Source organism: Pontivivens insulae (genome assembly GCF_900302495.1).
In the GTDB taxonomy this organism is placed as follows: Bacteria; Pseudomonadota; Alphaproteobacteria; order Rhodobacterales; family Rhodobacteraceae; genus Pontivivens; species Pontivivens insulae.
Genome location: NZ_OMKW01000002.1, coordinates 801570 through 828453, shown reverse-complemented (window position 1 = coordinate 828453; position 26884 = coordinate 801570). Strand labels below are relative to the sequence as shown.

The 26884-nt window shown below is 58.3% G+C and carries 25 protein-coding genes; 16 read left to right on the top strand and 9 right to left on the bottom strand.

The features are described from left to right. Positions 1 to 14: 14 nt before the first annotated feature. From POI8812_RS09505 to POI8812_RS09490, 4 genes are all read left to right on the top strand, one after another. A complete protein-coding gene (locus POI8812_RS09505; protein ID WP_108782302.1) occupies positions 15 to 1613 on the top strand; it encodes a L,D-transpeptidase family protein in 1599 nt (532 codons plus the stop codon). A gap of 82 nt (positions 1614 to 1695) precedes the next feature. Then, positions 1696 to 2787 (top strand): UDP-3-O-(3-hydroxymyristoyl)glucosamine N-acyltransferase, encoded by a 1092-nt coding sequence (gene lpxD / locus POI8812_RS09500; protein ID WP_108782301.1) that lies wholly within the window; start codon positions 1696 to 1698, stop codon positions 2785 to 2787. A 28-nt stretch (positions 2788 to 2815) separates the two neighbouring features. Continuing rightward, positions 2816 to 3082 carry an acyl carrier protein gene (locus POI8812_RS09495; RefSeq protein ID WP_108782300.1) on the top strand — a complete coding sequence of 89 codons (267 nt, stop codon included), beginning with the start codon at positions 2816 to 2818 and terminating at the stop codon, positions 3080 to 3082. Positions 3083 to 3084: 2 nt separating this feature from the next. Then, complete coding sequence (locus POI8812_RS09490) at positions 3085 to 4293, top strand: beta-ketoacyl-[acyl-carrier-protein] synthase family protein (protein WP_108782299.1); 1209 nt, start codon at positions 3085 to 3087, stop codon at positions 4291 to 4293. Positions 4294 to 4317: 24 nt separating this feature from the next. On the opposite strand, the gene POI8812_RS09485 is transcribed toward POI8812_RS09490, so the two are convergent. Continuing rightward, the gene (locus POI8812_RS09485) at positions 4318 to 4938 is read right to left on the bottom strand and encodes an invasion associated locus B family protein (protein WP_108782298.1); all 621 of its coding nucleotides are present in this window, start codon (positions 4936 to 4938) and stop codon (positions 4318 to 4320) included. A 295-nt stretch (positions 4939 to 5233) separates the two neighbouring features. On the opposite strand from POI8812_RS09485, the gene POI8812_RS09480 reads away from it, so the two are divergent. The 5 genes from POI8812_RS09480 (at position 5234) to POI8812_RS09460 (ending at position 12362) form a co-directional block, all read left to right on the top strand. Continuing rightward, positions 5234 to 6823 carry a helicase HerA-like domain-containing protein gene (locus tag POI8812_RS09480; RefSeq protein ID WP_108782297.1) on the top strand — a complete coding sequence of 530 codons (1590 nt, stop codon included), beginning with the start codon at positions 5234 to 5236 and terminating at the stop codon, positions 6821 to 6823. A 146-nt stretch (positions 6824 to 6969) separates the two neighbouring features. Continuing rightward, positions 6970 to 8418 carry an IMP dehydrogenase gene (gene guaB, locus POI8812_RS09475; RefSeq protein ID WP_108782296.1) on the top strand — a complete coding sequence of 483 codons (1449 nt, stop codon included), beginning with the start codon at positions 6970 to 6972 and terminating at the stop codon, positions 8416 to 8418. Between the two features lie 3 nt (positions 8419 to 8421). Continuing rightward, positions 8422 to 8850, top strand: coding sequence for an MAPEG family protein (locus POI8812_RS09470; RefSeq protein WP_108782295.1), 429 nt, complete (start codon positions 8422 to 8424; stop codon positions 8848 to 8850). 3 nt (positions 8851 to 8853) lie between these two features. Continuing rightward, positions 8854 to 10014 carry an RsmB/NOP family class I SAM-dependent RNA methyltransferase gene (locus POI8812_RS09465; protein ID WP_108782294.1) on the top strand — a complete coding sequence of 387 codons (1161 nt, stop codon included), beginning with the start codon at positions 8854 to 8856 and terminating at the stop codon, positions 10012 to 10014. Between the two features lie 77 nt (positions 10015 to 10091). Next, a complete protein-coding gene (locus tag POI8812_RS09460) occupies positions 10092 to 12362 on the top strand; it encodes an ATP-binding protein (RefSeq protein ID WP_162845002.1) in 2271 nt (756 codons plus the stop codon). On the opposite strand, the gene POI8812_RS09455 is transcribed toward POI8812_RS09460, so the two are convergent. After that, complete coding sequence (locus POI8812_RS09455) at positions 12344 to 12937, bottom strand: sulfotransferase family 2 domain-containing protein (protein WP_108782292.1); 594 nt, start codon at positions 12935 to 12937, stop codon at positions 12344 to 12346. The two genes, POI8812_RS09460 and POI8812_RS09455, sit on opposite strands and share 19 nt — an antisense overlap. A gap of 186 nt (positions 12938 to 13123) precedes the next feature. Here POI8812_RS09455 and recA point away from each other — a divergent pair, with 186 nt between their 5' ends. From recA to POI8812_RS09440, 3 genes are all read left to right on the top strand, one after another. Further along, complete coding sequence (gene recA / locus POI8812_RS09450; protein WP_108782291.1) at positions 13124 to 14194, top strand: recombinase RecA; 1071 nt, start codon at positions 13124 to 13126, stop codon at positions 14192 to 14194. Positions 14195 to 14352: 158 nt separating this feature from the next. Continuing rightward, positions 14353 to 17007: an alanine--tRNA ligase gene (alaS, locus tag POI8812_RS09445; protein WP_108782290.1), complete on the top strand. Its 2655-nt coding sequence runs from the start codon at positions 14353 to 14355 to the stop codon at positions 17005 to 17007. Next, complete coding sequence (locus tag POI8812_RS09440) at positions 17004 to 17288, top strand: DUF1330 domain-containing protein (RefSeq protein WP_108782289.1); 285 nt, start codon at positions 17004 to 17006, stop codon at positions 17286 to 17288. The genes alaS and POI8812_RS09440 overlap by 4 nt, the downstream gene beginning before the upstream one ends. A gap of 7 nt (positions 17289 to 17295) precedes the next feature. Here POI8812_RS09440 and POI8812_RS09435 read toward each other — a convergent pair whose 3' ends face one another. Continuing rightward, on the bottom strand, positions 17296 to 17712 hold the full coding sequence (locus POI8812_RS09435; protein ID WP_108782288.1) for a hypothetical protein: 417 nt from the start codon (positions 17710 to 17712) through the stop codon (positions 17296 to 17298). 51 nt (positions 17713 to 17763) lie between these two features. Further along, positions 17764 to 18219: an Lrp/AsnC family transcriptional regulator gene (locus POI8812_RS09430; protein WP_108782287.1), complete on the bottom strand. Its 456-nt coding sequence runs from the start codon at positions 18217 to 18219 to the stop codon at positions 17764 to 17766. Between the two features lie 116 nt (positions 18220 to 18335). Here POI8812_RS09430 and POI8812_RS09425 point away from each other — a divergent pair, with 116 nt between their 5' ends. The 3 genes from POI8812_RS09425 (at position 18336) to POI8812_RS09415 (ending at position 20601) form a co-directional block, all read left to right on the top strand. Continuing rightward, a complete protein-coding gene (locus tag POI8812_RS09425; RefSeq protein WP_108782539.1) occupies positions 18336 to 18542 on the top strand; it encodes a DUF6356 family protein in 207 nt (68 codons plus the stop codon). Continuing rightward, a complete protein-coding gene (locus tag POI8812_RS09420; protein WP_108782286.1) occupies positions 18542 to 19342 on the top strand; it encodes a class II glutamine amidotransferase in 801 nt (266 codons plus the stop codon). Before POI8812_RS09425 ends, POI8812_RS09420 begins: the two co-directional genes overlap by 1 nt. 77 nt (positions 19343 to 19419) lie before the next feature. Beyond that, complete coding sequence (locus POI8812_RS09415) at positions 19420 to 20601, top strand: cytochrome-c peroxidase (RefSeq protein ID WP_162845003.1); 1182 nt, start codon at positions 19420 to 19422, stop codon at positions 20599 to 20601. Between the two features lie 48 nt (positions 20602 to 20649). On the opposite strand, the gene POI8812_RS09410 is transcribed toward POI8812_RS09415, so the two are convergent. Next, on the bottom strand, positions 20650 to 21864 hold the full coding sequence (locus POI8812_RS09410) for an NADP-dependent isocitrate dehydrogenase (RefSeq protein ID WP_108782284.1): 1215 nt from the start codon (positions 21862 to 21864) through the stop codon (positions 20650 to 20652). Between the two features lie 87 nt (positions 21865 to 21951). After that, complete coding sequence (locus POI8812_RS09405) at positions 21952 to 22269, bottom strand: TfoX/Sxy family protein (RefSeq protein ID WP_108782283.1); 318 nt, start codon at positions 22267 to 22269, stop codon at positions 21952 to 21954. Between the two features lie 88 nt (positions 22270 to 22357). On the opposite strand from POI8812_RS09405, the gene POI8812_RS09400 reads away from it, so the two are divergent. After that, a complete protein-coding gene (locus POI8812_RS09400) occupies positions 22358 to 23095 on the top strand; it encodes an RNA methyltransferase (RefSeq protein WP_108782282.1) in 738 nt (245 codons plus the stop codon). A 3-nt stretch (positions 23096 to 23098) separates the two neighbouring features. On the opposite strand, the gene POI8812_RS09395 is transcribed toward POI8812_RS09400, so the two are convergent. The 3 genes from POI8812_RS09395 to POI8812_RS09385 all read right to left on the bottom strand — a co-directional run bounded on the left by POI8812_RS09395 (position 23099) and on the right by POI8812_RS09385 (position 26775). Next, positions 23099 to 23515, bottom strand: a complete 417-nt coding sequence (locus POI8812_RS09395; protein WP_108782281.1) for a rhodanese-like domain-containing protein — start codon at positions 23513 to 23515, stop codon at positions 23099 to 23101. 117 nt (positions 23516 to 23632) lie between these two features. Beyond that, positions 23633 to 25306, bottom strand: coding sequence for a BCCT family transporter (locus POI8812_RS09390; protein WP_181377192.1), 1674 nt, complete (start codon positions 25304 to 25306; stop codon positions 23633 to 23635). Positions 25307 to 25470: 164 nt separating this feature from the next. Further along, positions 25471 to 26775 carry a mechanosensitive ion channel family protein gene (locus POI8812_RS09385; RefSeq protein ID WP_108782280.1) on the bottom strand — a complete coding sequence of 435 codons (1305 nt, stop codon included), beginning with the start codon at positions 26773 to 26775 and terminating at the stop codon, positions 25471 to 25473. Between the last annotated feature and the right edge of the window lie 109 nt (positions 26776 to 26884).

Genomic DNA, 26884 nt, shown 5'->3' with positions numbered 1-26884 from the left:
GTGGCTCGGCAGGAATGGCACAATCTGAAACTGCTGAAGCTGAATCTCAGGTGATTTGGCCAGAGCTTGACGCTCTTCTTGAAAGCGGTTCCATCGCGCAGGCCTATGCGGCAATGGACTATGCGCCATTTTTCCTTGCTGGTGACGCAGGACCAGCGCGGGCGTTGTTGGGCGGTATTTCACAATACGAATCGCATGGTTTGCCCGGTCGCTCCGATCTGGTTGAACGGTTGAGCGCCCATATCGAGGGTGCGTTGGATGGTGCTGCGACAGCGGAAGGTGAGTTGGCCTTTGCCGATGCCTATCTAGAATTCGCGAATGCCAAGATCGCAGGCATCCTGACCCCATCGCGGTTGAGCGAGAATATTCATGTTTTCCCCAATCGGCCGGAAGCGGGTGAATTGCTGAGTGGCCTTATGTCGTCGGCTGATCCTGTGTCCCACATCATGGGGCTTGCGCCAGATCGCGATGATTACCGGGCGATGCAGACCGTTCTGACAGAGATGCAGGAACTGGTCGCCGCGGGCGGTTGGGCAGAACCTGGCATCGCATCTGGCAGTTCGATTGAGTTGGGGGATAGTGACGCGCGCGTACCGCAAATTCGTGCGCGATTGATCTCGATGGGCGATCTGGAACCGCCGATTGTTGCGCAACAGGCAGCCTCCAACGCGCTTGATGAACCGCTTCCGGGTGACGATCTGGTGATGGATGAGGTGCTCGAAGCGGCACTGAAGGCATTCCAGCGTCGGCACGGCCTCAATGATGATGGTGTGATCGGGCCGCGAACGCTCGCGGCACTTAACACGACGGCAGAGGAGCGTTTGCGCCAGATCCTTGTCAATCTGGAGCGGTCCCGTTGGACAGATTGGAGCACGGAAGAGCGCCACATTTATGTGAATCTTGCCGATTTCCGCATGTGGGTGCGCGAGGGTGATACGGAAATCTTCACGACCCGCGTGGTCGTGGGGCAGAACCGCCATCAGACGGTCGAGTTTTCCGATGTCATGAACCATATGGTCATCAACCCGACCTGGACGGTCCCGCGCTCGATCGCGACGGAGGAAATTCTGCCCCGTCTGAAGGCGAACCCGAATTATCTGAATGAAAACAATATGATCCTGATTGATGACGGCACAGGGGTGTTCACGCCGTCCGATACGTCGCAGATCAATTGGGACCTGTTCTCCGCCAACTTCTTCCCCTGGTGGATCCGTCAGGGACCGGGGCCGAACAACGCGCTTGGCCATGTGAAGTTCATGTTCCCCAACCAGTTTGCGATCTATCTGCATGATACGCCGTCGCGCAGCTTGTTTGCGCGGGATGCGCGTGCATTCAGCCATGGGTGTGTGCGGGTCGCCGATCCGCAGGGTCTGGCGCGCGTGTTGCTTGCCCCTCAGACCGAAGATCCGGATGCGTTCTTTGCCGCGCGCCGCGCCACTGGTCGCGAGACGCGCGTTAATCTAGAGCAGAACGTCCCAGTACATCTCGACTATCGCACGGTTTGGGTCGATGAGGCCGGTCAGGTGCAGTATCGCGATGACGTCTATGGCCGTGACCGGTTGGTCTTCAACGCGCTGCAGGCCGAGGGCGTGACGCTGGGTCTGCAAAGCTAATCTGCGAGTGAGGGCGCCCTGACACCTTCACGGGAGGGGGCAGGGCGTCTATATGCGTGGAAGGTCAGAACGGAGACTTTCCATGGCTGTTACTGTTGGAGAACTAGCAGAGTTGCTGGGCGCAGACGCAGCTGGCGACCTGCACGCCATCGTTTCTCGCCCTGCGCAGCCTGACGAAGCGCGCGAGGGTGACTTGGCCCTGGCGATGGAGCCGCGCTTTCTGGATGCATTGGCCACGTCCCCCGCGCGTGTTGCCATCGTTCTCTCCGGAACAGATTGGTCAGCACTGGGCCTTGATGCGGTGCTGTTCTCCGGCAGATCGAAATACACGCTCGCCGGATTGTCCCGAGTGTTCGATACACAGCCGTCTTTGCCGGAGGGAATTCATCCCACAGCGGTTGTCGATGACACGGCGACCTTGGGCGAAGGGTGCCGCATCGGTCCCTATGTGGTGATCGGGCCCCAGGTGGCAATCGGAGCGCGTGCGCGGATCGAGGCCCATGTCAGTATCGGAGCACGGTCAGTCGTCGGGGACGACGCCCAGATCTTTGCCGGATGCCGCATCGCCCACGACGTTCGCATCGGTGATCGCTTTATCGGCCAATCAAACGCCGTGATAGGCGGGGACGGATTTTCATTCGTGTCGCCGCAGCCAAGTGCAGCGGAGACGTATATGGCGACCGGATCCATCGAACAGTCGATGAAAGTGACGGAATATGTCCGCATCAATTCGCTGGGTGGAGTTGTCATCGGTGACGACGTTGAGGTCGGCCCGGCCGCGACAATAGACAAGGGCACGGTGACGGACACCCGGATCGGCAATGGAACGAAGCTCGATAGCCAGGCCCATGTCGGGCATAATGTTCAGATTGGTGAGAATGTCCTGTTGTGCGGCCAGTCAGGGATCGCAGGATCGACCAAAATTGGAGATCGGGTGATCCTGGGCGGGCAGGTCGGGGTGGCCGATAACATCTCGATCGGGGCCGACTCGATTGCCTTGGCCGGTTCCGGTGTGACAACACGGGTGCCCGAACGCACCGTCGTCATGGGGTATCCCGCGCTAAAGCAGGATGTTTTTCTGAATATCTTCAAGGCGATGCGGAGACTTCCGCGCATGGCGCAGAAGCTGACGGAAATGCAGAAACAGGTTCCAAACGACCGGGACACGGGCTAAAGACACCGCAACTGCAAAGGGGCTGTTCATGAGTGATGATGTCACCGAGAAAATGCGGGCGATTATTGCCGAACAGGCTTTGATCGATCCGACCGAGGTGTCGATGGATGCGACGCTCGAAGATTTGGGTATCGACAGTCTGGGTCTGGTAGAGGCCGTCTTCGCCATTGAAGAGACCTTTGATGTGCAAGTCCCCTTCAATGCCAATGATCCAGCCGACTCTGCATTCGACATTTCGAATGTGCAAAGCATGGTCGATGCGGTCAAAGCGCTGGTGGCGCAGAAAGCCGGGTGAACATGCGCCGCGTCGTCATCACAGGTCAGGGTGCGGTCAGCGCATTGGGCCACACCGCGCCGACGACGATGGAAGGCATGCGGGAAGGTCGCTGTGCGATTGGTCCGCTCGAAATGCGGGATGTGGAGCGCCTCTCTATCGGGATCGGAGGTCAGGTCCGCAGCTATGATGAGAAGGCGCATTTCACGCGACAGGAGCTGACATTCTTTGATCGCTTCACGCAGTTCGCGCTGATCGCCGGGCAAGAGGCGATGACGCAGTCGGGCCTGGAGGTTGATGAGGAAACTGCGCTGCGTGCCGGTTGCGTTGTGGGAACCTCTGGCGGTGGGTTGCATACGGTCGATGACAACTATCGCACCGTCTATGAAGAGGGGAAGAACCGCGTTCACCCCTTCGTCGTGCCACGGCTTATGAACAATGCGGCGGCCTCTCACCTATCGATGAAACATGATTTGCGGGGGCCGAGCTTTACGGTCGCCACGGCCTGCGCATCGTCGAACCATGCAATGGGTCAAGCCTTTCACATGATCCAGAGCGGTATGGCAGATGTCATGTTGACTGGCGGCAGCGAGTCGATGCTCGTTTTCGGCGGTATCAAGGCCTGGGAAGGTTTGCGCGTCATGTCTAAGGACGGGTGCCGGCCGTTCTGCAAGACGCGCAACGGCATGGTTCAGGGCGAGGGCGCGGCGATCTTCGTTTTCGAGGAATACGAGCGGGCCCGCGCCCGCGGCGCAGATATCCTTGCTGAAGTTGTTGGTTTCGCGATGAGCGCGGACGCAAGTGATATTGTCATGCCCAACAGCGACGGCGCGCAACGCGCGATGGCCGGTGCGTTGCAATCTGCTGGGATCAATGCGGATGAGGTTGGCTATATCAACGCACATGGCACAGGCACGGCTGCGAATGATCGGACGGAATGTGCCGCGGTCCGCGCTGTCTTTGGCGATCACGCAGATCGGTTGATGATCTCGTCAACCAAATCGATGCACGGTCATCTTATCGGTGGCACCGGCGCGGTGGAGCTGCTGGCCTGTATCATGGCGCTGCGCGATGGCGTGATCGCGCCAACGGCCAACCATGTCGAGGGCGATCCTGAATGTGATCTGGATGTGGTGCCGAACGAGGCGCGCGACGCTGACGTGTCTGTTGTTCTCACAAACGCATTTGCCTTTGGTGGGCTGAATGCTGTTTTGGCGCTGCGCAAGGTCTAATCCCTGCGCAGCAGAGGTGTTTGATCAGGGCAGGGCGTTGAATGCGGCCGTGACGCCCGTCAGGCTGATCGTCAGTTCAATCGGGTTTTGCGGCACGTTGACGGCATGGACCCGCATTTTCAGGTTGTTGCCCGCGCGCATGGACTGAACGAAGCCGTCGCTGATCGCGATCCTGGCAATGCAGCCGGTTTCGACACAGAAAGTGTATCCGAATTGCTGGGCGCGGCCATTATCGACCTGCAAAACGATGCCCTCGGGGATAATCACGCCAAGCGGCAGTGTCAGGGTCACGCCAGCGGATGCAGCCGGATCGTTGCCAGGCAGATCGACAATTGCCATTTCGGCGGCCGGGCGCCCATCATCATTGGTGGCAATCTGGAAGATGAAGCATTCGTCACTGTCGCCAAAGCAGCGCAGTTCCCAATCGCCATGGACCTCACGCACGGCTTCTTCGCCCTGAGGTGCCGCAGGCTGCGGCTGCGGCTGTGGTTCGGGCTCCGGCTCGGGCTCTGGCGCTGGGGCCGGAGCGGGTGCTGGGGCCGGGGCTGGCGCATCAAAGCCTGTTGTCGGACCGGATTGGGCGAAGGCAACCTGTCCCGCTGTGACGGAAAGAAGGGCTGCGACGGCAATCATGTGAAGGCGCATTCGGTACTCCCGCGTTGTGGCCTGTCTCGGTGCGGCTCAAGACCTGTCAGGTCGCGCGCGGACTGTCAACGCAAGCGCCTGTGAGCCGTTCCGTCACGCAACGAAAAAGGGACGCGCATCGGCGTCCCTTTCCGGCACTGTTTTCAGTGCATTTTCCCTGTCGGACATGCCGAACATCTAAACTGTGACAAACGCTACGTTGAGAAAAATGTGGCGTCAACAGGGCAGAGTGAATCTTCTTGCACGCCGTCGATCCTGCACTTCTACTGGGGGCCGGACAATGCGAGGATACCAAATGAGCGATACGCTTTTCGTCGGCGGGGGCGGTGCCGCACAGGATGAAGCTCAGAACCTGAAGCTCAAATATGGCAATCGGCATGGATTGATCGCGGGTGCGACCGGTACGGGCAAAACCGTCACTCTGCAGATTCTCGCGGAGGGATTCGCGAAGGCTGGAACACCGGTGTTCCTGGCTGATGTGAAGGGTGACCTGTCTGGTCTGGCGGTCGCAGGATCGCAAGACGCGGAACTGCATCCGAAATTGATGGAGCGCGCCGCCAAGATTGGCCTCGATAACTATGCCTATCGGGCTTTTCCGGTCGTGTTCTGGGACATGTTTGGAGAGAAGGGGCATCCCATCCGCACAACGGTCAGCGAGATGGGGCCGCTCTTGTTCGCGCGCCTCCTCGATCTGACACAGGCGCAGGAAGGCGTGTTGAATATCGCCTTCAGAGTGGCCGATGAGCAGGGGCTTGCCTTGCTTGATCTGAAGGATTTGCAGGCGCTTCTCGTGTGGGTCGGTGAAAATGCGCCGGACTTGTCGCTGCGCTATGGCAACATCTCGCGCGCCAGTGTCGGTGCGATCCAGAGGTCGCTATTGGTGCTTGAAAATCAGGGGGCTTCGGGCTTTTTCGGTGAACCTGCGTTGGATCTTTCGGACATGATCGCGCATGAATCTAATGGCGAGGGGCGGATCAACGTACTGGCCGCGGACCGACTTATGCAGTCGCCGGGCCTTTATGCGACCTTCCTGCTTTGGTTGTTGTCAGAATTGTTCGAGCAACTGCCCGAAGTCGGCGACCCCGATCACCCGAAATTCGTCTTCTTCTTTGACGAGGCGCATCTTCTGTTCGACGATGCGCCAGATGCCCTTGTCGATAAGGTGGAGCAGGTCGCGCGCCTGATCCGATCCAAGGGGGTGGGTGTCTATTTCGTGACGCAGAACCCTGATGACGTTCCGGATGACGTCTTGGGACAATTGGGCAACCGCGTTCAGCACGCTTTGCGGGCCTATACGCCCCGCGACCAAAAGGGCCTGAGGGCCGCGGCCGAAACATTTCGCCCCAATCCGCGCTTTGATGCCGAGGACGCGATCCGCGATGTCGGAATAGGGGAGGCCGTCACGAGCTTTCTTGAAAAGAAGGGTGTGCCAGGTGTGGCTGAGCGTACTTTAATCCGGCCTCCCTCCTCGCGGCTTGGGCCGCTGACGACGGCGGAGCGGGCTGCGGTGATCGCGCAATCACCGTTGGGTCAGAAATATGACACGGTGGTTGATCGGCATTCTGCCTATGAAATATTGGCTGCGCGCGCAGCTGACGCGACCGAGGAGGTTGAAGAGGACGATGCGCCCAATGGCTATCAGCGTCGATCCTATCGTGGTGAGGAAGAGGCCCCGAGTTGGCGCAGCGAGGAATTTCGTTCGGGCCGCCGATATTCGCCCGGCGCGACGGGCAAACGCCGCGCGACGTCGGCACCCAAACGCAGTCGGTCCCGGTCTGACAGCATAGCGACCACATTCGGTAAGTCGCTTGCGCGGCAGATGGGCAGCCAGCTTGGCCGCTCGATCACGCGGGGCGTTTTGGGCGGATTATTCCGCGGCCGCTGACCCGGTTCGGGCGGCGTATTTTCGGAAAGATGAAGACGTTCGTTGCGGGACTTTCCCGCGCCGGGCGGAATTGCACTTTTCATTTGCCAACGGTTCTGAAATAGAGCCTGAGGAAACACCCGACGCCTGATGCTTGGAGTTTCCCCATGGATGTGCGCACCGCCCTTACTTTCGACGATGTTCTTTTGGTGCCCGGTGCCTCTGACACCCAGCCTGCTGATGCTGATCCGCGCACGCGCGTGACGCGCTCGATCTCTTTGAACATTCCGCTCTTATCCTCGGCCATGGACACAGTGACCGAGCGCAAGATGGCCATTGCCATGGCGCAGGCCGGTGGGCTGGGTGTTTTGCACCGCAACCTGGATGTTGAAGAACAGGCCCGACAGGTGCGCGCAGTCAAACGGTTTGAGAGCGGTGTAGTCTATAATCCCAAGACGCTGACGCCGGACATGACCTTGCGCGAAGCGCGCGAGTTGCAAGAGCGGTATCGCATCACCGGCTTTCCGGTCATGCAGCCAGATGGCACGCTTGCGGGTATTTTGACCAATCGCGACATGCATTTTTGCGACGATGAAAGCACGCCGGTCGCGGAACTGATGACCAAGGACAATCTTGCGATCCTGCGTGAACCTGCGGACCGCGAAGAGGCGAAAGCCCTGATGCGGGATCGGCGCATCGAGAAGGTTTTGATTGTTGATGATGAGAACCGGCTTACGGGCCTTTTGACCATCAAGGATATTGAGCAGGCGGTGTTGAACCCCATGGCCTGTAAGGATGATCTTGGTCGTCTGCGTGTTGCGGCTGCCTCTACCGTTGGGGATAGCGGTTATGAGCGGACTGAGGCGCTGATTGATGCCGGGTGCGATCTGATTGTTATCGACACCGCTCATGGTCATTCGTCCGCTGTACTCGAAGCGGTTTCGCGGGTGAAGCGTGCTTACGCCGACGTGCAGGTTGTGGCGGGCAATGTCGTGACAGGCGATGCGACCCGTGCGCTGATCGATGCTGGAGCGGATTGTGTGAAAGTCGGGATCGGTCCGGGCTCTATCTGTACCACACGTATTGTCGCGGGTGTCGGGGTGCCGCAGCTGACGGCCATTTCTGATTGTGCAGATGCCGCAGGGGACACGCCTGTCATCGCGGATGGCGGCATCAAATATTCTGGGGATTTTGCCAAGGCGATTGCCGCAGGAGCATCCTGCGCGATGATGGGATCGGCGCTGGCCGGCACTGATGAAGCGCCGGGTGAGGTGATCCTGTATCAGGGCCGCTCTTACAAGGCCTATCGTGGCATGGGTTCTGTCGGCGCCATGGCGCGTGGGTCTGCCGATCGCTATTTCCAAAAGGAAGTGAGTTCGGAAAAATTCGTACCCGAAGGGATCGAGGGTCAGGTGCCTTACAAGGGTCCGGCCGGCAATGTGATCCATCAGATGGTCGGAGGTCTGCGGGCGGCAATGGGCTATACGGGCAACCGCACCGTTGATGATATGCGCCGCAACTGCAAATTCGTACAGATCACCAATGCCGGGCTGGGCGAAAGCCATGTGCATGACGTGCAAATAACGCGCGAAGCGCCCAACTATCGCAGGGGCTAAGAAATGGAGCTGACACTCTCCATCGCACTGGCCTGTGTCTTTTTGCAGGTCGCCCTGACGTTTTGGTCGATCATCACGATGGGCCAGGCGCGTCTGAAGGAGATTGCGCGAAAGCAAACCTCGGTTGGGGAAGTGGCGCTCTCGCCCCGCAATTTCTCGTCTGAGCAGGCGCGAGCGATGCAGAATAATGCGCACAACCAGTTTGAGACACCGATATTGCTCTATGCGGGTGTTGCGCTGGCTGCGGCTCTCGATGCCAGCAATGCAGGCGTCGCGCTGGGGGCGGTGATCTATGTGGCAAGTCGTCTGCTGCATCGTGCCATTCACGTCGGGACGAACCGGGTGAGCCAACGTTTCCGCGCCTTCGTGCTGGGGCTGGCTGGTCTGGCTGTGTTGTGGCTGGCGCTTGGCGTTGGCATTGTTATTGGCTGAAGCATGACACCTGCTGCGCGATATGCTGCCGCGGCAGAGATTGTCGATGCAATCGTTGCTGGCGAACGCCTAGAGCCGGCGATCCGCGCTTGGGGGCGGGCGCATCGCTTTGCAGGCTCAAAGGATCGTCGGGCCATTGCGGATATTTGTTACGACATCGCAAGGCGGTGGTGGAGCACAGCCGCGCTCGGCAGTGCAGAGACGGGGCGCGGGCGCGTGCTCGGCCTTTTGCGCGCACGAGGCGTGGCGGCGGAGACTGTCTTCACGGGGCAGGGCCACGCGCTTGCCCCGCTCAGCGCTCAAGAGATCCTGATGCCCTCCGATCCGGTGCCCTACGACTTTCCGCCGTTCCTGATCCGCGAGTTGGAAGAGGTGTTCGGCTCGCGTCTGCCAGAGGTGAACGCCATGGTGCAGGAACGCGCACCGGTGGATTTACGCGTCAACACGGCCAAGACGTCGCGAGAGAGCCTTGCGCGTCTTCTTGCCGAGGCGGGATTTGATGCTGTCCCTCTGGATGATGTGCCGACTGCGCTGCGGCTTTCGGGGTCCGGTCGTGGATTGACCGAGACGGACCTGTTCGCAGAGGGTCTGTTCGAACTTCAAGATGCCGGTTCGCAGCAAATAGTCGCCTTCGCGAAACCAGAAACAGCGACGACCATACTGGACTATTGCGCTGGGGGCGGTGGTAAGACTTTGGCACTGGCCGCGGCCTCGGGGCGAAGAGTTGTGGCCCATGACATTGCGCCGCGCCGGATGAAGGATATTCCCAACCGGGCCAGACGTGCCGGTGCATCAGTGGATATCATCGACACTGCGGACCTACCCGAGCGTTGCTTTGACCTGGTCTATGTCGATGCGCCCTGCACGGGTAGTGGTTCATGGCGCCGTGATCCCTACGGCAAGATTTCTCTGACTGAGCAACGCTTTGACGATATTCGGCACGCTCAAGTGGCCGCTCTGCGCTCTGCATCTCGTCACGTCGCGCCGCAAGGCCGCATTGCCTACGCGACCTGTTCCGTCCTTAAATCCGAGAATAATTTACAAATTAATTCGTTTTTTAATGAGTTTGACTTTATGATTTCAGAAAGAAACCTTTCTATAGATTTTTTGTCGGATAGAGACGGTTTTTACGCTAATATAATTACAAATATATCCAATCTATAGGCTCTGGTCGCGTCTCCCCGTTAACCTTTTCTTGATGGCGAATGCCTCATGAAAAGGCGCAAACGGTCGGAGAGGGCATGTCCGAATATTCACAGCATTTCCGCGGACACTTTGCTGTTACCCGACCGGATATTCCGCCCTCGGGGATTTGGCAGTCGGTCTGTTTGAACGCTGCCGGTGCTATGATGTGTGCGGCTGGTGCGCTGCTGAGTAATGTTGCTATTTCCGTGATGGGGGCGGTCATTCTGGGTGCTGCACTACTTGTGCTGCTGCGTGTCCTGCGCGGCGAGCGCGACGTTGATGCATCCAATACGTATGGCGAGACTTGGCTCACTGACATGTCGGGGCGTTTTGCGCAGGGTGACGGACGAATCTCTGACGCATTAGATATTTTGCTGCCGGATGGCGCGCGGATTGGCTTTGCGATGGTCAATGCCCTTGCTGATCGGAACGTCTCGCTGCGCCACGTCCAGGATCATGATGGACGGGATCTGATCCTGATGTTGGAACGGGCGGGCAGCGGGCGGTTGCGCTGGCGATTGCTCGACGGGCTGGATCGGCAGGGTTTGGGCGCGGTCCGGCTGGACAGTGCGACCTATGGGCATGTCCGGATCGGCGCTGGCGGACAGATTGATCAACTGAACTCATGGCTACGTGCCCGTCTTTCGCAATCCGCGGATGTGCTTGAGGATGTCCTTATGGACCTTCCTCCAGCAAACGGCCGCATCCACCGTGCAGCATTTGATCCCGACATCTTGTTACGCTCTCTCGTTGTGCCGGATGAGGCTGGTGGGTGCGATTTGCTTCTGTTTCCTCTGGAAGAGCATGAGGTCGCAGCCTCAAACCCGGATCAGCTGATGGCACAGCTTCCCATCGCGCTGGCACGTCTTGATACGGATGGAGTGGTCGAGATGGCCAACCCCGCCGCGCGCAAGCTGTTGGGCGATGCGTTTGATCTGGGGACGAGCGTTCCGGACTATCTCTCAGGTCTTGCACAACCCATGGCGCAGCGCATTCAGAGCGTCGTGAGCAGTCGTCGCACCGCGCGGCCTGAAGTTGCGCGGATGCGGGGGAGCGATATCGATCGCTTCTTTCAAATCTCGTTTTCGCCACTTCGGATCGAAGGCGCGCTGTCAATTCTGATGATTGCAAGCGATGCGACCGAGTTGAAAACGCTTGAAGCGCAATTCGTACAGAGCCAGAAGATGCAGGCTGTAGGTCAGCTTGCAGGTGGGGTCGCACACGATTTCAACAATCTTCTGACCGCGCTTTCTGGCCATTGTGACCTGCTGTTGCTGCGTCGCGGCAAGGCCGATCCGGACTACGCCGATCTGATGCAGATCAAGCAGAATGCCAATCGAGCGGCGGCCCTGGTGCGCCAGTTGTTGGCCTTCTCGCGCAAGCAGACATTGCAGCCTCGCGATTTGCAGCTTGCAGAGGTGCTGGGAGATCTTTCCCACCTGCTCAACCGTCTGCTGACCGAGCGGGTGGGCCTGCATATCGATATCGGCACAGACCTGCCGAACGTTCGTGTCGACCTGCGGCAACTGGAGCAGGTGATCATGAATCTTGTCGTCAATGCGCGTGACGCGATGCCATCGGGCGGAGAGGTTACGGTCAGCGCACGCAATGTAGAGTTGGCCGAGCCGTTGCAGCGCGATCGGGCAACTGTGGAGCCGGGTCGATATGCGGTGATCGAGGTCCGTGACAACGGTGTTGGAATCGCGGATCGGGACCTCAACAAGATTTTCGAGCCCTTCTACACCACCAAACGTCCAGGAGAGGGGACAGGGCTTGGCCTGTCCACCGCCTATGGAATCATTAAGCAGACGGGCGGATTTATCTTTGTGGACTCTGTCGTCGAGGAAGGGACCACCTTCACCCTTTACCTACCACATGTCGAAGCCACCGCGACGGGTGCGAGCGCAATTCCTCAGATCCGCGTCGTTGACGATGTCGATGTTCAGGAGGGTAAGATCCTTTTGGTAGAGGACGAAGCCCCGGTGCGTGCATTCGCTGCCCGTGCATTACAGCTGCGTGGCTATGAGGTGATTGAAGCGGATTGTGGGGAAGATGCGTTGGAAATCGTACGCTCTGGCGTTCAAATCGACCTTATCATCTCCGACGTGATTATGCCCGGCCTTGATGGGCCAAGTTGGGTCGCGGAGGCAAGGGAGGTGGACGCGGAGCTACGCGTGATCTTCATGTCAGGTTACGCAGAGGACATGCTGGACGCCGGGGTCATACAGGAGCATTCGTCCTTTGTCGCAAAGCCGTTTTCGCTAAATGATCTGACTCTGGCCGTTAAGACCGCGCTCGAAACATCTGTTCAAAGCGCGGATTCGTAGAGCTCGTAATCAGCTGTCAGCGCGTTTTCGAGGCGCAGTCTGACGGCGCGGGACAGGTCGACGTTCCGGCTCGGAGAGACATTGACCCGGTCGGGCAGGATATTGGTGCCGACCCGGTCGCTCAGAAAGGCAGAGAAGCTCTCCATCCGATCATATCGGTAAAGATAGGTTAGGCCGACACCCGCATCTGTCGGTTGCGCAAACTTCGATGGCCGTCCAATCCGAGCTGGCTGTGCCGGACGCTCGCTCAAATACTCGAATACGAAGGTTTCAAATGTCATCGCTTTGCTGGAATTGGGGTGCCCATCCAGTTCCGGGCGCCCGCGGTACCGATACCAGCTTGCCAGCCAGTCGATAGGCTCGCGGATAATGGCCACGGTCTCGATCTCTGTCGCGCCGGAATTGTTCAGAAGCGGGCGCATGAATCGCTCAAACTTGCGAAGACGCATGTGTTTCATGGCCGGATTCTTTGACATGATGATGTCGCAATGGGGGGCGAACGCCTCTTCAATCGCTGTAGAGCCGGTTTTCGGCATGGCGAGATAGGCGAGTTTTGCGCGGAGTGTGACCAACATTCCTGCAATTTGAAGGCTTTGGCGAAAATCGCAAGCCTTTACCTTTCCGTAACTTTGCAAGGTCAGCTTTACAAAGCGTTCATCACGCTTGTTCCATAAATGTTCTCATGCTATCCATCGAACAAGAGGTGAACACACCCGCGATTGCCGCCGGTCGGCAAACATGACATGAAGAGGACATGAGCAATGGCAGACGCAGTTCTGAAACTGGACGAGAGACGCGGCATGGATAAGCAAAAGGCACTCGACTCGGCGCTTGCCCAGATCGAGCGGAGCTTCGGTAAGGGCTCCATCATGAAGCTTGGCGCCCGTGAAGCCGTGATGGATGTTGAAGCTATCCCGACGGGATCGCTTGGCCTCGATATCGCGCTTGGAATTGGCGGTCTGCCCAAGGGTCGGATTATTGAGATCTATGGCCCGGAATCGTCGGGTAAGACGACACTTGCGCTTCATGTTCTGGCAGAAGAGCAAAAGCGCGGCGGCGTCTGTGCCTTTGTTGACGCGGAGCATGCGCTCGATCCGTCTTATGCGCGGAAACTGGGTGTTGATGTTGATGAGCTTCTGATTTCCCAGCCGGATGCGGGTGAGCAGGCGTTGGAAATCACGGACACGCTGGTACGCTCTGGTGCGGTCTCTGTCGTGGTGGTGGATTCTGTTGCGGCGCTGACACCGAAATCTGAACTTGAAGGCGACATGGGGGACAGCTCGGTCGGTGTGCAGGCCCGCTTGATGAGCCAGGCGATGCGTAAGCTGACTGGTTCGATCTCTCGCTCAAAGTGTATGGTCATCTTCATCAACCAGATCCGCATGAAGATCGGTGTGATGTTTGGATCGCCAGAGACGACGACTGGCGGGAACGCGCTCAAATTCTACTCTTCGGTTCGGCTCGATATTCGCCGCATTGGCGCGATCAAGGATCGCGACGAAGTTGTGGGCAATCAGACGCGGGTGAAAGTTGTTAAGAACAAGGTTTCGCCGCCGTTCAAACAGGTTGAGTTTGATATCATGTATGGTGAGGGTATCTCCAAGCGCGGAGAGCTGCTCGACCTTGGCGTGAAAGCGGGTGTCGTCGATAAGTCGGGCTCATGGTTCTCGTATGGCGATGAACGTATCGGCCAGGGTCGTGAGAATGCGAAGCGGTTCCTGCTCGAAAATGCGGACATCGCTTTGCAGATTGAGGACAAGATCCGCGCGGCGCACGGTCTCGATTTTGACATGGCTCCCGACGATCCGGATGCGGATGTTCTGGAAGACTGAGCAGACCTTGAGCAAATCGAATTGGGCCGCCCACTAGGGCGGCCTTTTCTGTTCTGTGGGTGGGCATTTTTGGCGGGATCGGTGCATCTGGTGGACAGTGACCCTTCGCACGGATATTGCTTGGCGCGATAAAGTTCAGACCCGCGTGAGAGACCTCCATGGCCAGCCTTAACGACATCCGCTCCACCTTCCTCGACTATTTCGAGAGGGAAGGACACACCGCGGTCGACAGTTCGCCGCTGGTCCCGCGCAATGACCCCACCCTGATGTTCACCAATGCAGGCATGGTCCAGTTCAAAAATGTCTTCACCGGCGTAGAGAAACGGGATTATTCCCGGGCCGTGACGTCGCAAAAGTGCGTGCGTGCAGGCGGCAAGCACAACGACCTAGACAATGTGGGCTATACCGCGCGACATCACACGTTCTTTGAAATGTTGGGGAACTTCTCCTTTGGAGACTATTTCAAAGACGACGCCATCGCATTCGCATGGAATCTCGTCACCCGCGAATTCGGCCTGAACAAGGATCGCTTGCTCGTCACCGTTCACGAGAGTGATGAGGAGGCCGCGGGGATCTGGCGCAAAGTTGCTGGTCTTTCAGATGATCGGATTATCCGCATCAACACCGATGATAACTGGTGGCGGATGGGGGATACCGGGCCGAACGGACCGTGCACGGAAATCTTCTATGATCACGGTGATCACATCTGGGGTGGGCCTCCGGGCTCTGCCGAAGAGGATGGCGACCGCTTCATCGAGATATGGAACCTCGTCTTCATGCAGTATGAGACGATGGCGGATGGTGAGACGAAGTCGTTACCGAACCCGTCGATCGACACCGGGATGGGGCTGGAGCGGATCGGGGCGCTGCTGCAGGGCAGCCATGACAACTACGACACGGATCTGATGCGGGATCTGATCGAGGCCTCTGCTCAGGCGTCTGGTGTCGAGGCTGATGGCCCGCAGAACGTCCATCACCGCGTGATCGCCGATCACCTGCGGTCGACCTCTTTCCTTATTGCCGATGGGGTGCTGCCGTCGAATGAGGGTCGCGGATATGTCCTGCGGCGGATCATGCGACGGGCGATGCGCCATGCTCACCTGTTGGGCACCAAGGATCCGATGATGCACAAGCTTGTTCCGGCGCTGGTGCGTCAGATGGGCGGCCATTTCACGGAGCTTCAGCAGGCCCAGCCGATGATTGAAGAGACGCTGAAGATCGAAGAGCAACGGTTCCGTCAGACGCTTGATCGTGGTCTGAAGTTGCTGGACGATGAGCTGGGCCAGCTCGCAGATGGTGCGACCTTGCCAGGTGCAACAGCCTTTAAGCTCTATGACACGTATGGCTTCCCGCTCGACCTCACGCAGGATGCTCTGCGTGAAAAGGGGCGTGAGGTGGATACAGACGGCTTCGACGCAGCCATGGCCGAACAGAAGGCCAAGGCGCGTTCCGCCTGGGCCGGCTCGGGTGAGGCGGCTGATGAAAGCGTATGGTTCGATCTTGCGGACGCGCATGGCGTGACCGAATTTCTTGGCTACGATACAGAAGTGGCGGAGGGCCAGATCCTTGCACTTGTGTCTGATGGCGCATCTGTACCAGCAGCCAAAGTGGGTGACACGGTCCAGATCGTGCTGAACCAGACACCATACTACGCGGAAAGCGGTGGTCAGGTTGGTGACAGCGGTTTGCTCAAGACCGACCGCGGCGCGGCGCGCGTGACCGATACCAAGAAAAAGGCAGGTGTCTTCGTCCATTTTGCTGAGGTGACAGAAGGTGAGATCGTGACGGGCGATGCTGCCGAACTGACCGTGGATCACGCACGGCGGTCGGCCATCCGCGCGAACCACTCTGCGACACATCTTTTGCATGAGGCACTGCGTGAGCATCTTGGCGAACATGTGGCCCAGCGTGGTTCGCTGAATGCCGACGATCGCCTGCGCTTCGATTTTTCGCACGGGAAAGCGATGAGCCTGGGTGAGTTGGCGGCTGTTGAACGCGATGTGAATGCGTTCATCCGACAGAATACGCCGGTCACGACACGGATCATGACGCCGGACGATGCACGCGCGCTGGGTGCACAAGCTCTGTTTGGTGAGAAATATGGGGACGAAGTTCGTGTTGTCTCCATGGGGCAGGCCGACACCGGAAAGGGCACGGACGGATCCACTTACTCCATCGAGCTTTGTGGCGGTACACATGTTGCACAGACCGGCGATATCGGACTCTTCGTCACTCTGGGCGAAAGCGCATCCGCTTCGGGTGTGCGACGTATTGAGGCGCTGACGGGGGAGGCGGCGCGCGCCTACTTGGCAGAGCAGGACCATATGGTCGCTCAGATCGCCAATGCGCTGAAGGCGCAGCGGGGTGATGTTGTAGATCGTGTATCCGCTCTGATGGATGAGCGCCGCAAACTGCAGAATGAAGTGGCTGACCTGCGCAAGCAGCTTGCCATGGGCGGTGGCGCATCCGGTGGACCGGACGTGAAAGAGATCAACGGCATCAAGTTCGTCGGTCAGGCTCTTTCTGGCGTTTCGGGCAAGGATCTGCGGGGCCTTATCGACGAGCAGAAGGCAAAGCTGGGCTCTGGCGTGATCGTCCTGATCGCGGATGCAGGGGGAAAGGCTGCCGTGGCGGTGGGTGTGACGGACGATCTGACAGATCGCATTAGCGCAGTTGATGTCGTGAAGGCCGCCGCGGCGGAGCTTGGCGGCAAAGGCGGTGGCGGTCGTCCAGATATGGCCCAAGCCGGTGGTGCGGATGCGTCCAAGGCGGCTGAGGCGATTGCGGCAGCAGAGGCGGTACTGGCACAATGAGCGCCTACATCATTGCTCGCATCGAAGTGACGAACCCGGAGGCATATATGAAATATGCCTCTCAAACGGTTGCACTTGCAGAGAAATTCGGCGGAACCTTCTTGGTGAAGGCCGGTCCGATGAAGCAGTTGGAAGGCGACGGACCAGAACGGCACGTCGTCATCCAATTTCCCGATATGGAGCGTGCGGAGCGGTTCTACGCCTCTGACGAGTATGCGCAGATTCTGCCAATCGCACTGAACGCGTCCAAGCGGGACCTTGTGTTGGTCGAGGGCGTGTAAGCCCGCGCTAGGGCTGCATGCATCCGCGCTCTAACCGAACATTTGAAGAACTTGATGACACCATCGCCGGGCGGAAGGGGACCTCGCATTTGACGAGAACCCATGCGCCGGTTTCTGAGGTGGCGAAGCGTTCTCCCTCAAAGGTGTCGATCAGACGACTTTGCCCGGCGGCGAGCGTTGCCGTTTGTCCGCACGCCCCCCGCGTGCCGGACCAACAGACGCCAAGATTTATGGGCCGATCACAGGTGTTGGTGTAGGTGCGGTCAACCGTATCGAGGCAACCACTTACCTGTGCGTACCGATGAGGCTGGATCAGGGTACTCAGGAAATAGGGAACGACTGTTACGACCAGCAGGAAGATAACGAGGCGCGCATAGCCCGGGAGCGCTTCAAAGCGTTTCCACATTTGCTTCAGTGCCGACATGTCTCGAAATCCTTCCAGTACTTCGCGCAGAGGGCTTTGCCTGCGTCCGTGTCAAACGGGCAAGGCCGTTGTTTCCTTTATTTCTTCCATCACGAAGCTGGCCGAACAGTCCGACATATCGACCCTGCGGATCAACCGTTGATAGAGCGCATCATAGGCCGCAACATCGCGGACCCTTGCATGGACGAGATAATCAAGATCACCTGTCATCCGGTAGGCCCCCAGGATCTCTGGCAATTCTCGCGTCGCCTTGACGAACCGCTCCAGCCAATCTGGTGTGTGGCTGTTTGTCCGGATCTGTATGAAGACGGTCAGGCCCAGGCCGATCTTGTTTGGGTCGAGCAGGGCGACGCGGCCCCGAATGATGCCGGCATCTTCCATCTGTTTCACGCGACGCCAGCAGGCATTGCGGCTCAGGCCAACGCGCGTGCCCAGTTCATCCAACGGAATCGTCGCATCACGTTGTAGCTCTGTCAGAATACGGGCATTGACGGGATCAGTTTCCATAAATTTCTCATATCATGAGACGATTTTGCGCAATAGTCCTAATATCTTCGAAAGTTCGGGATCAGTGCTCGTCATGTCTCGCTTAACTTGAGCGCAAACCAAAAATGGAGTGTGCAATGATTTCCCGCGTCTTCCTCGATCATCCGCGCAAGGTGGATGAAAGCTATCTCGGACATGCGTGGTTCGCCCTGCGCTTTGCAGGCTTGTTGTCGCTCGCGGCTGGGGCTGCCTTGGTACATGCGGTCATCCCCGCGCTGTGTGAGCGCACGGCGAGTGATATTGTCGCAAAACTCTATGCCAAGACCCACAATCGGGGGCGCTGATGTGCCGCTGGGGGGCGTGGATTGGTGCGCCGGTCTTTCTTGAAGAACTGCTGTCGAGGCCCGAGCACAGTCTGATCAGTCAGGCACGCCACGCGACCGAGGCGAAGACAGAGATTAATGCCGACGGATTTGGCGTCGCTTGGTACGATCACCGGCCAGAGCCTGGCTTGTACCGCGACGTATTTCCTGCATGGTCCGATCCGAACCTGACCAGCATTGCGCAACAGATTAAATCTCCGCTCTACCTCGCGCATGTCCGTGCTTCGACGGGAACTGCGACGTCGCGCAACAACTGCCATCCCTTTGCTGTGGGTTGCTGGAGCTTCATGCATAACGGGCAATTTGGCGGGTTCGAGCAGTTTCGCCAGCAGACTGATGCGCGGATATTGCCGCCGCTTTATCCCCATCGAAAAGGCGCGACGGACAGCGAAGCGCTGTTCCTGTTGGCGCTTGGAGAGGGGCTGGAGCAGGATCCCTATCTCGCCATGGCACGCGCTATTGGCTGGCTTGAGGAGCAGGCAGAGGCGACGGGCACCACGCCATACACTCGTTGCACGGCGGCGTTCTCGGACGGTGAGACACTTTATGCGGTGCGCTATGCATCGGACAATTTCGCGCCATCGCTTTATCATCGCTGGTGTGATCATCGGAAGGGCAGGGCAATAGTATCTGAGCCGGTTGACGTGACCCAGTCGAATTGGAAGGCGATCCCGCCCGGCAGCTTTGCGACTTTCACCGCCGAAACCGTGAAAATTCTGCCCTTCGAACCTGTGAGGCCGGTTCAGCGGCGTGTGGCATAGGATAGCTAACAAAAATTTTTTCGACGGAATGTCTGACCGGACCGCGTATCATCTCTAAACCATCTGGGGAGAGCATGATGCGCAGGAGTATGTTGATTTTGGCACTTGGCGTGACGGCCTGTGTGCCGGGGGCGGGAGTGCAGCAGGCTGAACTTCAGACGGAGGTTGCGGCGTTCAGTTTCGCACCAGTGGACGGCGCACCCACGCTGCCTGCCTTTCTGGCCAACTATTCAGATGTGAACTGGCCGCGATCATACACCTCAACTTTTCGCCGGGATGGCTCTGTCTTGTCGCATGACAACACGCCCCGCACGAACCCTGTGACCGATGCCGGTGCAACGCTTGGGCGGGTGCTGTTTTATGACACGGATCTCAGCAGTGATGGCACCGTGTCCTGCGGGACATGCCATCAGCAGTCGCGCGCTTTTACAGATGGTTTACAAACAAGTGAGGGCGTGAACGGCCACACACGGCGGAATACGAGCAGTCTGGTCAACGCGCGCTTCTACGACAACGGGCGCTTCTTTTGGGATGAGCGTGCTGCCACATTGGAAGAGCAGGTCATCATGCCGATCCTCGATCCGATAGAGATGGGCCTGACCGAACCGCAGATGATTGCGGCCATTGAAGCGCGCGATTGGTATGGACCTCTCTTTGCACAGGCTTTCGGTGATCAAAACGTAACCACAGAGCGGGTCGCGGATGCACTGGCGCAATTCATCCGATCCATTGTGAGCACGCAAAGCCGGTATGATTTCGCGCGACAAACGTCAGGATCCGCACGCGATCGCTTCGCGAGTTTCTCGCGCGCGGAAAATCAGGGTAAGCGTTTGTTTTTCAATGGTGGACGGGGACGCACGGCCTGCGTGGAATGTCACGCGACGGAGGCCTTCATCACGGACTCGTCGCGTGGCGGTGAGGGGCCGAGCAACAATGGGCTCGACCGCGCCCCTACCGATGGAGGTGTTTTCGAGACGACCGGCGACCGTCGTGATTTTGCGACGTTCAAGCCGCCCTCCCTGCGCAACATCGCGCTTACCGCGCCTTACATGCATGACGGACGGTTCGAGACTTTGGGCGAGGTGATCGATCACTACTCGGACGGGGTGGAGCAGAGCGCGACCTTGTCCGATGAGTTCCGGGGCAATGGGAATGCAAATTTCACACCACAGGAACGTGCGGCCCTCATCGCCTTTCTAAATACACTGACGGATCGTTCGCTGTTGAGCGATGAGCGGTTCTCGGACCCGTTCCAATAAAAAAGGCCCCCGGAAGGGGCCCCTTTCTTCGTGTCTCCGGCGCTGTGTTCACCCTGCCAGGGCTTTGTTGAGGTTCTCGTCGATCTTCTCAAGGAAGCCCATCGTGGTGAGCCACTTTTGATCGGGACCGACCAGAAGCGCGAGGTCCTTGGTCATATCGCCACTTTCGACCGTCGAGACGACGACTTTTTCGAGCGTTTCAGCGAAATGTGCCAGTGGACCGTTTTCATCCAGCTTTGCGCGGTGCTTCAGCGCGCCGGTCCACGCAAAGATGGAGGCGATTGAGTTTGTCGAGGTCTCCTTGCCCGCCTGATGCTGGCGGTAATGGCGCGTAACCGTGCCATGTGCGGCCTCGGCCTCAACAATCTTGCCGTCTGGTGTCATCAACTGCGACGTCATCAGGCCGAGCGAGCCAAAGCCCTGTGCGACCGTGTCGGACTGCACGTCGCCATCGTAGTTTTTGCAGGCCCACACATAGCCGCCAGACCACTTCATCGCGCAGGCTACCATGTCGTCGATCAGACGGTGCTGATACTCGATGCCGAGTTTGGTGAACTGCTCTTCGAATTCGGCTTCATAGACCTCCTGGAAGATGTCCTTGAAGCGTCCGTCATAAGCTTTGAGGATCGTGTTCTTCGTTGAGAGGTAGACCGGCCATTTGCGGTTGAGGCCATAGTTCAGCGACGCGCGGGCAAAGTCGCGAATGCTTTCATCCAGATTGTACATTCCCATTGCGACACCTGCGGCTGGGGCATCAAACAACTCATGCTCAATCGTCTCGCCATCATCGCCTACGAATTTGATCGTCAGCTTGCCCTTGCCGGGAAAGCGGAAATCTGTCGCCTTGTACTGATCCCCGAATGCATGTCGGCCAACGACGATCGGCTGAGTCCAGCCGGGCACAAGGCGGGGGACGTTGTCGCAGATAATCGGCTCGCGGAAGATCACACCGCCCAGGATGTTGCGGATTGTGCCATTGGGGCTGCGCCACATCTTCTTGAGGCCAAACTCCTCAACCCGTTGCTCATCCGGCGTGATGGTCGCGCATTTGACGCCGACCCCGTGTTCCTTGATGGCCAGTGCAGCATCGACGGTGATCTGATCGTCTGTACGATCACGTTCTTCAATGCCCAGATCGTAATATTTCAGATCGATATCGAGATAGGGCAAGATCAGCTTGTCCTTGATGAACTGCCAGATGATCCGCGTCATCTCATCCCCGTCCAGCTCTACGACAGGGTTTTCGACTTTGATTTTGGTCATGAAAGGCTCCCGAATTTCCGCATGATCAAGGCGCCAAATAGCGGGTCGAGCACCAAAAGAAAAGCGTTGTATGCAGATGTATGCAGTTTATTTGGCGGGTAAGGCACTCACAAAGGCCCTGGCCAATTCAAGTGTCCCGTCCAGTGCAGTTTCGTCGCTATGATCAACATCAACAAAACCGCCCATCGTGCGCGCGCCCATTTTCATCGGTTCAACGCCATCCAGTCTGAGGGCGCTTTCCATATTCGGCTTGCCGACCCGCACCATCAGATCGCCATTTGCGGCGACGCCCGCGACCATATGGCCACGCGACATGACACAGATGCCACCAAACATCCGGCGGGTGGACAGGTTCGGCATATCCGCCAACCGGTCGCGTAACAAATCGAGTGTGTCGTCTTCCATACCTCAGGGTATCTCATCTGCCCTCTGTGCCAAAGACAGAAGGTCGCGCACTTGCGCGCGGGCGGGCGGGGGCGTAAAGCCTCCGGCCATGACACAGACACCTGCTTTCATCCTCGTCCGTCCGCAAATGGGTGAGAATATTGGAGCTGCGGCGCGGGCCATGTTGAACTTTGGCCTTGATCGCATGCGCATCGTGGGGCCGCGGGATGGCTGGCCAAACGAGCGGGCGGTCGCCTTGGCCTCTGGCGCCGGGCGGGTGCTCGATGCTGCCATGGTGCGGGATGAATTGAACGCCGTTTGTGAGGATCTGAATTATGTCTTCGCGACCACAGCGCGCGCGCGGGATCTGACAAAGCCTGTCATGACGCCAGAGCGCGCCATGGAGCATGCTCGCGCATTGACCGCCTCCGGCCAGAAGGTCGGCGTGATGTTCGGGCCAGAGCGGGCCGGGTTGGAGAATGAGGACATCGTGCGCGCAGACGCGATCATCTCTGTTCCGGTGAACCCGGAATTTCCATCCCTCAATCTGGCGCAATGTGTGTTGCTGACCGCCTATGAGTGGAAGCGCCAGGATGGCGATGTCCCGCCAGAGGTGCTGGAGCTGGCCGGTGCGCGCCTGGCGGAAGGGCAGGATGTCGATAAGCTGTTGGAGCGTCTGGTGACGGCGTTGGATGCGCGCCGTTTCTTTTGGCCCGAGCATAAGGCGGACTCTATGCGCGCCAACCTGGAAAACATGCTGCGGCGTCTGCCTCTGACCGAAACCGACACCCGCACGCTGCATGGCGTGATCCGCCATCTGGCGGATCGACCGGTGCGTGAAGATTAAGCGTTACGGGTTGACCTGATCGACGGGCAGCTCGGCCTCGATCCATGCCAGCGTGCCGCCATCGACATCAATGATCGGCCCGATGCCAGCTGCGTCCAATTGCGCGGCCAGGGCAGCGGAGCGTGCCCCGCTGCGACAGATGACGGCCAGTTCTGCATCGCCGCTCTGCTCCATCACAGCCATCAGCCGTTGGACGAAGTCCGGGGCCCGCATGTCGAGCGTGTGGGCACCCTGCGCCACGCCAGTTGCCGCCCATTCATCGGGGCGACGAATGTCAACGATCACAATGCCGCCGGCCTGCTGGCCTGCGTGGACATCAGTGGCGCTCATCAATTGAGTTTCAGACATGGCGGGCCCCGTAACTAGGATGGTGAGCGCGCAGGCTGCGCGCATGGAAAATGCTGTCGGAAACAGGGTCATCTCAACCTCCCAAACCTTTGCATCGGCTTGAACATAGTCACCCGCTTTCTGAATGGCGAGACATAGAAAAAAAGGGCCCCGATTGGATCGGGGCCCTTTGCACAATGAAGTACAGCTTTACTCCGCCGGTGTGCTGGACTGTTCTGCCAACGTCGGGATGCCCTGCGCCTCGCGCCGGCCGTCATTGTAGATCGCTTTGATCAGCGCCACACACATCAGCACCATCACGATGGAGAAGGGCAGCGCGCCAATCACCATCGCGGTCTGGATGGCCGATGTCCCGCCACTGATCAGAAGACCTGCAACCACCAGCCCCAGGGCCGAGCCCCAGAAGATGATGTGCGGACGCGCCTTCGGACCTTCATCACCGGCTGCGTTGATCGTGTTGACGATCAGCACGGCAGAGTCAGCAGACGTGACAAGGAATGTCATCAGCAATACCACGATCAACAGTGCCATGCCCCAGGCAAGGAACTCCGCAATCGGGGCCAGCATGAACTCGGTCATTGCAAAGATCTTGTCGCCGTTTGCAGCATCGAAGATCACGCCGTTCGCATCGCCGTTCAGCTCAAGATCAATGGCTGTGCCACCGGCCCAAGCGAACCAGACAAAGCACATCAACGCGGGAACGATCATTGCGCCAAGCACGAATTCACGGATCGAGCGACCGCGGGAAATGCGCGCGAGGAACAGACCGACGAATGGTGCAAAAGCGATCCACCACGCCCAGTAGAACACCGGCCACCAGCCCTGCCATTGGGCGAGCAGGAACGCTTCGGATCCTTCAACGCCATCGGACGTCCAGACATTGAAGCTGAGTTCAGGCAGAGCGACCAGATAGTCGAACAAGCCCAGCACCATGTTCTGTGCACCAAAGAAGGTCGCGCCAAACAGGATGAAGAAGCCCAGCAGAACGATGGAAAGCACCATGTTGATGTTGGACAGCCACTTGATGCCTTTACCAACGCCGGACAGGGCAGACAGGGTCGATGCCCCCATAATCACGAGCAATGCCACGATGATGCCGACCGTCGTTGCACCGCCATCGGCATTCATCAGGCCGCCAATGCCAATCCGGGTCAGACCCGCAACAAACTGTTCAACCCCAAATCCAAGGGTCTGTGCGACGCCCAGGATGGTGGCAACAACGGCCACGATGTCGATCAGATGGCCGATCTTGCCCGACAGGCTCGCCCCAAAGAGCGGCGTCAGGGAAGATCGGATCGTCAGCGGCAGGCCGCGACGATAGCTGAAGAACGCCAGTGCGAGCCCGCAAACCGCGTAGCAGGCCCATGCGCCCAGACCCCAATGGAGGAAGGACCATTTGTAGGCCATTCGTACATTGTCTGCCGCGCCACCCGTTGTGAGGCCCTGAATAACCTCTGGGTTGTTGCCAAAGTGGGCAACCGGCTCGGCCACCGCCCAGGTCAACATGCCCACGCCGATCCCGGCACCAAACATCATTGAGAACCACGAGAAGTTCGAAAATTCGGGCTTCTCGCCCTCAACGCCCAGGTTCATCCGCGCTGCCGTGGGCCAGATGGCAAGGCCAAGGCATACAATTACAAACAACGCGACCGTCCAGATGTACCAGGCTGCGAGGTTTTCGAGGATCACGCTGTTGAGCTGGCCGAGAATTCTGCCAGACTCAGTGGGCCAGAAAATGGCCCAGACCACGAGTGCGCTGATGATCACCTTACTGACGACCGTGACGTCGATACTGAAGCCTCTATAAAATCCACGTTCTGCCGTCTTGATCGGCAGATCTGTGAGTGGCGGTTCTAAAGCCATCTCTTTCTCCCTTTTCGGTGCTTTTCCGTTTCTTTTTTAAGCACCACCATTAAGGGACAGATTGCCGCATATGGGAACCGCTTCGTGGACAATTCAATTGCTTTTTACGACTCGCTAATGTCGCTTTACGACCTTCGGCAAACCTGAACTGCCGTTGGGTCAGATCAATCGGCCGTCTCGGTTCGATCCGTAAGAATCGAAATATCGCGCCTTGGGAACGGGATTTCGACATCGTTTTTCTTCAGAACGTCCCAAAGCGCGAGAAACACGTTTCCGCGGATATTGGTCAATCCGCCGGATGGATCGTCGATCCAGAACCGAAGAACGAAGTCGATGGAACTGTCTCCGAAACCGACAATATGACAAACAGGGGCCGGGCTGGATTGAACGCGTGCGACCTTCGTGGTGGCCTCGACCGCAATGTTGCGCACCTGATGCGGATCACTGTCATAACTGACGCCGAAATTGATATCGAGCCGCACGAGCTTGGACGAATGCGACCAGTTCACCACCTGATTGGTGATCAGGTCTTCATTCGGGATCAGATATTCCCGGCCGTCCCGCGTCACGACCGATACATAACGTGCGCCCAGGCCGCTGATCCAACCGAACGTGTCCCCAAGGGAAATCACGTCCCCCGGCTTGATGGACTTATCGAGCAACAGGATCACGCCGGATACGAGGTTCGAGACCACTTTTTGCAGACCAAATCCAAGGCCCAGACCGATTGCGCCCGACAGGACTGTCAGCGTCGTCAAATCAAAGCCGATGAATTGCAGACCCAGCGCCAGCGCGATTGCATACAGAACGACGGTGACGAGCTTTTCGCTGAGCACACGCATGGACGGGCTCATATCCTCGTTACGCATCAGGCGGGAGCGCGCCTCTCCCGACAGCCAGTTGGCGACAAAGATCGTCAGGCCGACGCTCAGAAGCGTTTGCAGAACCAACAGAACAGAGATGCGGGTATCGCCCAGTGTGATTGCGGCCCGGTCTGCCAGTTCGAGTGACGAGTCGAACAAGCCAAACATCCACAGACTGACGGCGATCCACGCGCACCACCGAACGATCGTTCGCAGGATCGGCGTGCGGATCAGGCGGACGATGATGGATATTAGAACAAGTGCGCTGATCAGCTTGGCGGCCAGCACGATCAGGAAGCTCCGCGACGGCCACGTCACTTCCAGCATGATGGCCGCCATACCCCATAGCAGGGCAATCATGATGAGCCAGCGTAAGCGGTCCCGGATCAGGATCAACATCCGCGCCCGGCGGTTGGTCAGGGTGAGGCTGCGCATCCAGGCGTTGAAGCGGGGCAGGAGGGCGCGTTGCCCCAACCATCCCATCAGGAATGCCGTTGCGATCAGTCCAAGCTGGATCAGCCGCCACGGTTGAACCAGCCCGGTCAGCACATTTCGCAACCACGGGATGAGCGCTTCGGCCTCTGCGATGAGTGCATTGAAATCCATCAGAAATTCTCCCCCCGTCCTTCAAGCATGTGTTTTCCGTCGACGTTAGGTCAAGTTCGTCACCGATCTGTCGCAAACAGACTCAAAAACGACGCTTGCATCACTAGAC

Excerpts from the sequence above, each read along its gene's own strand:
- POI8812_RS09390 (WP_181377192.1), bottom strand. The coding sequence starts at position 25,306 with ATGGCTTTAGAACCGCCACTCACAGATCTGCCGATCAAGACGGCAGAA.
- alaS (WP_108782290.1), top strand. The coding sequence starts at position 14,353 with ATGGCCAGCCTTAACGACATCCGCTCCACCTTCCTCGACTATTTCGAG.
- POI8812_RS09480 (WP_108782297.1), top strand. The coding sequence starts at position 5,234 with ATGAGCGATACGCTTTTCGTCGGCGGGGGCGGTGCCGCACAGGATGAA.
- POI8812_RS09405 (WP_108782283.1), bottom strand. The coding sequence starts at position 22,269 with ATGGAAGACGACACACTCGATTTGTTACGCGACCGGTTGGCGGATATG.
- POI8812_RS09415 (WP_162845003.1), top strand. The coding sequence starts at position 19,420 with ATGCGCAGGAGTATGTTGATTTTGGCACTTGGCGTGACGGCCTGTGTG.
- POI8812_RS09460 (WP_162845002.1), top strand. The coding sequence starts at position 10,092 with ATGTCCGAATATTCACAGCATTTCCGCGGACACTTTGCTGTTACCCGA.
- POI8812_RS09485 (WP_108782298.1), bottom strand. The coding sequence starts at position 4,938 with ATGCGCCTTCACATGATTGCCGTCGCAGCCCTTCTTTCCGTCACAGCG.
- recA (WP_108782291.1), top strand. The coding sequence starts at position 13,124 with ATGGCAGACGCAGTTCTGAAACTGGACGAGAGACGCGGCATGGATAAG.
- POI8812_RS09455 (WP_108782292.1), bottom strand. The coding sequence starts at position 12,937 with ATGTTGGTCACACTCCGCGCAAAACTCGCCTATCTCGCCATGCCGAAA.
- POI8812_RS09490 (WP_108782299.1), top strand. The coding sequence starts at position 3,085 with ATGCGCCGCGTCGTCATCACAGGTCAGGGTGCGGTCAGCGCATTGGGC.
- POI8812_RS09430 (WP_108782287.1), bottom strand. The coding sequence starts at position 18,219 with ATGGAAACTGATCCCGTCAATGCCCGTATTCTGACAGAGCTACAACGT.
- POI8812_RS09410 (WP_108782284.1), bottom strand. The coding sequence starts at position 21,864 with ATGACCAAAATCAAAGTCGAAAACCCTGTCGTAGAGCTGGACGGGGAT.
- POI8812_RS09425 (WP_108782539.1), top strand. The coding sequence starts at position 18,336 with ATGATTTCCCGCGTCTTCCTCGATCATCCGCGCAAGGTGGATGAAAGC.
- POI8812_RS09435 (WP_108782288.1), bottom strand. The coding sequence starts at position 17,712 with ATGTCGGCACTGAAGCAAATGTGGAAACGCTTTGAAGCGCTCCCGGGC.
- POI8812_RS09465 (WP_108782294.1), top strand. The coding sequence starts at position 8,854 with ATGACACCTGCTGCGCGATATGCTGCCGCGGCAGAGATTGTCGATGCA.
- POI8812_RS09505 (WP_108782302.1), top strand. The coding sequence starts at position 15 with ATGGCACAATCTGAAACTGCTGAAGCTGAATCTCAGGTGATTTGGCCA.
- POI8812_RS09470 (WP_108782295.1), top strand. The coding sequence starts at position 8,422 with ATGGAGCTGACACTCTCCATCGCACTGGCCTGTGTCTTTTTGCAGGTC.
- guaB (WP_108782296.1), top strand. The coding sequence starts at position 6,970 with ATGGATGTGCGCACCGCCCTTACTTTCGACGATGTTCTTTTGGTGCCC.
- lpxD (WP_108782301.1), top strand. The coding sequence starts at position 1,696 with ATGGCTGTTACTGTTGGAGAACTAGCAGAGTTGCTGGGCGCAGACGCA.
- POI8812_RS09440 (WP_108782289.1), top strand. The coding sequence starts at position 17,004 with ATGAGCGCCTACATCATTGCTCGCATCGAAGTGACGAACCCGGAGGCA.
- POI8812_RS09495 (WP_108782300.1), top strand. The coding sequence starts at position 2,816 with ATGAGTGATGATGTCACCGAGAAAATGCGGGCGATTATTGCCGAACAG.
- POI8812_RS09400 (WP_108782282.1), top strand. The coding sequence starts at position 22,358 with ATGACACAGACACCTGCTTTCATCCTCGTCCGTCCGCAAATGGGTGAG.
- POI8812_RS09395 (WP_108782281.1), bottom strand. The coding sequence starts at position 23,515 with ATGACCCTGTTTCCGACAGCATTTTCCATGCGCGCAGCCTGCGCGCTC.
- POI8812_RS09420 (WP_108782286.1), top strand. The coding sequence starts at position 18,542 with ATGTGCCGCTGGGGGGCGTGGATTGGTGCGCCGGTCTTTCTTGAAGAA.
- POI8812_RS09385 (WP_108782280.1), bottom strand. The coding sequence starts at position 26,775 with ATGGATTTCAATGCACTCATCGCAGAGGCCGAAGCGCTCATCCCGTGG.